This window comes from Okeania sp., from assembly GCF_983059655.1.
The window spans coordinates 1-4,822 of the sequence record NZ_CEZPJD010000629.1 but is presented as its reverse complement, the minus strand read 5'-3'; the positions used below and the strand labels follow the sequence as shown (position 1 = coordinate 4,822).

Annotated in this window: 5 protein-coding genes; 3 read left to right on the top strand and 2 right to left on the bottom strand. The window is 36.5% G+C overall.

The genetic code is table 11. The features are described from left to right. Positions 1-836 (bottom strand): RNA-guided endonuclease InsQ/TnpB family protein (locus AC3DU7_RS25570; RefSeq protein WP_488042096.1); only part of this gene is annotated, 836 nt, incomplete at its 3' end. A 157-nt stretch (positions 837-993) separates the two neighbouring features. Between AC3DU7_RS25570 and AC3DU7_RS25565 the strand changes: the two genes are divergently transcribed. Both AC3DU7_RS25565 and AC3DU7_RS25560 read left to right on the top strand, forming a co-directional pair. Beyond that, complete coding sequence (locus AC3DU7_RS25565) at positions 994-2,202, top strand: NAD(P)/FAD-dependent oxidoreductase (protein WP_488042095.1); 1,209 nt, start codon at positions 994-996, stop codon at positions 2,200-2,202. 117 nt (positions 2,203-2,319) lie between these two features. Next, the gene (locus AC3DU7_RS25560) at positions 2,320-3,018 is read left to right on the top strand and encodes an HAD-IA family hydrolase (RefSeq protein ID WP_488042094.1); all 699 of its coding nucleotides are present in this window, start codon (positions 2,320-2,322) and stop codon (positions 3,016-3,018) included. A 731-nt stretch (positions 3,019-3,749) separates the two neighbouring features. Here the strand turns inward: AC3DU7_RS25560 and AC3DU7_RS25555 are convergent. Next, positions 3,750-3,896: a hypothetical protein gene (locus tag AC3DU7_RS25555; RefSeq protein WP_488042093.1), complete on the bottom strand. Its 147-nt coding sequence runs from the start codon at positions 3,894-3,896 to the stop codon at positions 3,750-3,752. 137 nt (positions 3,897-4,033) lie between these two features. On the opposite strand from AC3DU7_RS25555, the gene AC3DU7_RS25550 reads away from it, so the two are divergent. Continuing rightward, entirely contained in the window at positions 4,034-4,648 is a 615-nt protein-coding gene (locus AC3DU7_RS25550; RefSeq protein WP_488042092.1) for a late competence development ComFB family protein, read from the top strand. Positions 4,649-4,822: the final 174 nt, after the last annotated feature.

Below are 4,822 nucleotides of genomic sequence, written 5' to 3'. Positions count from 1 at the left end.
TTTTTTACCATGTTCTTAACTGCCAAGTCCTCAACTACAATAGTTTGATTTTCTCTAATGAGTTGAGTAGTTAACTTCTGAGTGTAATCAAGCCTTGAATCTTTGATTTTTGCGTGAATGCGAGCTACTTTTAGCCGTGCTTTCTGGTAGTTATTTGAGCCTTTTGTTTTTCTAGATAGAGACTTCTGAGCTAATCTCAGTTTTTTGTGTAATTTGTTTAGATTCTTAGGATTAGTAACTTTTTCTCCATCGCTGGTAGTTAATAGGTTAGTGATTCCTAAGTCAATACCTACTTGCTTCTTAGTTAGCTTGAGTTTAAAATCTCTGGTATCATTGATTCTCAAAGACACAAACCATCTACCAGAGGGGTCAAGTTTCACTGTTATTGTTGTTGGCACACAGTTTGGTGGTAGTTGTCTACTCCATCTGATAGGTAATGGTGATAAACATTTAGCTAAATAGACTTGACCATCTTTCCACTTAAATGCAGACTTTGTAAACTCTGCACTGCCACCATTACGCTTTTTCTTAAACTTTGGATATTTAGCGCGTCCACTAAAAAAGTTAGTAAAAGCTATTTGTAAATGTCTCAAACTTTGCTGCAATGGAACACTACTGACTTCTGTGAGGAAATCTAAATCTTCCTGCTTTTTCCAAGAAGTTAGCATAGCTGAAGTTTGCTTGTAGCTTACTCTTTCTTTGTTTTCATGCCAGGCTTGAGTTCTGGCAGCTAGGGCTCTGTTGTAGATTAGTCGGACACAGCCTAAAGTCCTCCTTAACAGGTTTTCCTGTTCTGGAGTAGGATAGAACCTAAACTTGTAACCTTTTTCAACCATTTACTGCTTGCTAATTCTACGTTTATATTTTAACATATTCTGTGTAAATATTAATATTGATTAGCATTCATCCTGACACCAAGCTACGCTATGGTGCGGGTCTTCTGCTAAGGTTTTGATAAAAAAGTAACCTAATATTAACTTCTCCTACTTAACCATGACTGACAAATCTCGGCGCATTTGTATCCTCGGTGGCGGCTTTGGTGGACTTTATACTGCCCTCCGCCTAATTCAGTTTCCCTGGCAACCCACAGAAAAACCCGAAATAATTCTGATAGACCAGCGCGATCGCTTCCTCTTTGCCCCACTATTATATGAACTTGTGACCGGGGAGTTACAAACCTGGGAAATAGCTCCACCATTTGAAGAATTATTAGCAAACACCAACATCCGTTTTTGTCAAGGTGTTGTCTCTGAAATTGACATCAACCAACAACAAGTAAAACTAGAAAACGGTCAAGCATTCAGTTACGATCGCCTAGTTTTAGCAATGGGAGGTGAAACGCCAATGGACATGGTCACAGGTGCCGCCGAATATGCAATTCCATTCCGCACCATTGATGATGCTTACCGTCTCCAAGAAAAGTTACGAGTTTTAGAAGCATCAGACCGAGAAAAAATTCGGATCGCCATCGCTGGGGGTGGTTATAGCGGAGTAGAATTAGCTTGTAAATTAGCAGACCGTTTGCAAGAGCGGGGGCGAATTAGATTAGTCGAACTTAGCGATATGATTTTGCGGACATCCCCAGAATTTAACAGAGAAGCTGCTTCTCAAGCTTTGTCAGAAAAAAATATTTGGATTGACTTAGAAACAGAAATTGAGTCTATCGAAGCTAATCAAATTTCCTTAAAGTATAAAGGGCAAGTTGATACCATTCCTGTAGATATTGTTTTGTGGACAGTAGGTACAAAAGTCGCTCCAGTAGTAAAGTCATTACCATTGACAAAAAATCAGCGCAACCAAATCATCACCAATGCAACTCTACAAGTGCAAGACAATACACAAATCTTTGCTCTCGGAGATTTAGCAGACTGTCAAGATGCAGACGGGCAAAAAGTACCCACCACTGCTCAAGTAGCGATACAACAATCTGATTATGTGGCCTGGAATATCTGGGCATCTCTGAGTGGGCGACCTTTGTTACCATTCCGCTATCAGCCATTGGGTGAAATGATGGCATTGGGGCTTGAAAACGCAACTCTTACCAGTTTAGGAGTTAAACTGGATGGTCAGGTAGCACATTTGGCAAGACGTTTAGTTTATTTGTATCGCTTACCAACCTTGGAGCATCAAATGAAAGTTGCTTTCAACTGGATAGTTAATCCTATTCAAGAGGCACTATCAAGTTTTTCAACAACTAATTAATAGAGGTTATTTCAGTTATCAGTTATCAGTTATCAGTTATCAGTAACTGGGTATCAATAATCAACCTCTTTCCTTCTTCCTTCTTCCTTCTTCCCTCTTCCTTCTTCCTTCTTAAATATGACTAAAGTTATTTTGCTTGATGCTGTAGGCACTTTATTTGGTATACGCGGTAGTGTAGGTGAGATCTATCAAAAATTTGCCAGTCAGTGGGGAGTTGATGTTTCGCCTCCCGCTGTAAATTCAGCTTTTTTTGAAAGTTTTAAAACTGCTCCACCCATGGCATTTCCTGGAGCGGAGTCTACTAAAATACCCGAATTGGAGTTTGAGTGGTGGTGCGAAGTCGCTACTGCAACTTACAAACAACTAGGAGTATTTCAGCAGTTTTCTGATTTCAGAGTTTTTTTTCGGGAACTTTACAATTATTTTGCTACTGCTGCACCTTGGTTTGTTTACCCTGATGTGAAACCTGCATTAACAAAGTGGCGCGATCGTGGAATTAAGTTAGCAGTTTTATCTAATTTTGATTCTCGACTTTATCCAGTTTTACTAGCTTTGAAGTTAGCAGATTTTTTTGATAATGTTACTATTTCAACAGAAGTAGGAGCAGCTAAACCCGATCAAAAAATATTTTTCGCTGCTTTACAAAAATGTGGTTGTGGTCTTGAAGAAGTTGTCCATATTGGAGATAGTTTAACTGCTGATTATCAGGGTGCAATTAATATAGGAATAAAGGGGTTTTTATTAAGTAGAAATACAGTTTTACAACCAGAAAAAAATCAATTTGCTACTCTTCTAGATTGTTTTGATTATGGCTAGTTAAAGCCATAATGAGGGGTCACACCCTCTATTTAATATCACTTTAACACAATTATTATTATAGTTTATGATAAACATATAACAATAATTAAACTATTCTTATCAAGATGCACAATATTGATATGATTAAAAGAAGGATGGTAGAAACCTCCAAAAAGTAGATGTTGACAGTACAAATCTGCTCGGTTGGGCAGATTTTTTTTGAGTATTAATACTAACAAACAAGATAATCTTATCTTAAGCTTACTTTAACTAAAAAATTCACATTAAGCCCAACATATAATTAGAGTTTGCTGAAAAAGTCTTTATAGCGCTACGCGCAAGTCAAAAATCAAAATTTACAAGTAATATCTGAACTGAGTTTAAGTATTAGTAGGGAGTTTCATGAAATGTCCCTACAAGGTTTTGTTTGTAAAAATGTGGTTCATCAACTTGAAAAGCGCTGTATGCGGATGATGAATCCTAGGAAATGTTTTTCGGTGTTGGTAAATTAGTGTATGATATTAATCTTAATTTTTTAGGAGTCAGGAGTCAGGAGACAGGAGTCAGGAGGGAAGAAAAAAGAAGAAACCCTGAGTAGAAGGAGAAAGTTTTTCGGGGAGTGTAAAGGTAACGGAGTTTTATCGTGCTCTTATCCGGACATGGTTATCATACCTCAAATTACCAACACCCGTTTTTCCAACTGTTATAGCATTACGCAAATAGGTTAGGGCAATTATAGAAACTCAAACTTAGTCAGGGATTACTTCTAACTTCTGACTTGCGCGTAGCGCTATACCTGTCACCCCCTGTTGCCTGTTGCCCTCTGTTGCTTGTTGCATGTTCCCTGCTATAAATAAAAGTCTGGCAATAGTATTAGGATGAAAGATTTTTTTCAAACCCGAGCACATTTGATATTACACACTCGATGTATTACTTCCATGAAATGGTATAAGAAAATTGCAGACATTGAATCTGCATAAAACTCGTGATTATTTATAATCCTAATTAAAACTCGATCGTCAGGAGTAATTATATGAGTGGGTCACTTTTAACATTAACTTTTCGTAATGCAATGGAATCTCTCACTATTTTAGAAATAGAAAAACAGTTAAAACAATTACCACGAGAAATAGTTGATTCTATCAATAAAGCCGATGTAACTGCCTATAGTCTAAATCGATTACCACCGATGTATTTTACAACACAAAAAGGAAAAATATGGCAACAGCGACGGTCACAAAAACTAGCAGATATGATTTCTAGAGTAGTTAGCTTAGGTATTAAAGCAGCTCAAAAAAACAATAAAATCTTTTCCACTCCACTCCACCCATCTTTTGCGGATAAAAAAGCAATAATTGATCGCCAAAAACCTATATTACATGAATTTAATGCTATGATTCCATTAGCAACTATAGAAATAGAACGACAACTTAAAATACTACCAAACGATCTATTAATATCTATTAATAAAGTGGATGTAATAGCTTATACTCTAAATCGCCTCCCTCCTCTATATTCTACTACTAAAGAAGGATGGATTTGGCAACAAGAACTAGCGAGAGAAAAGTTAATAACTATGATTTCACGAATAGTTACTTTAGGTATTAAAGCAGCTCAAAAAAACACTAGAATGTTTGTAAAACCTTGAAAATCATAAAATGAAGCTGATAATATTTTTGATTATAGTTATGGTTACTCCATAGATCAATTAGTTAAATATATTTGTGAGTATAAATATATTTTTACTATCAACTAAGTTATAAATTACTATAGCAATATGATTTGAGTTGTGAGATATTGGAAACTTTTAGGGAACAGGGAA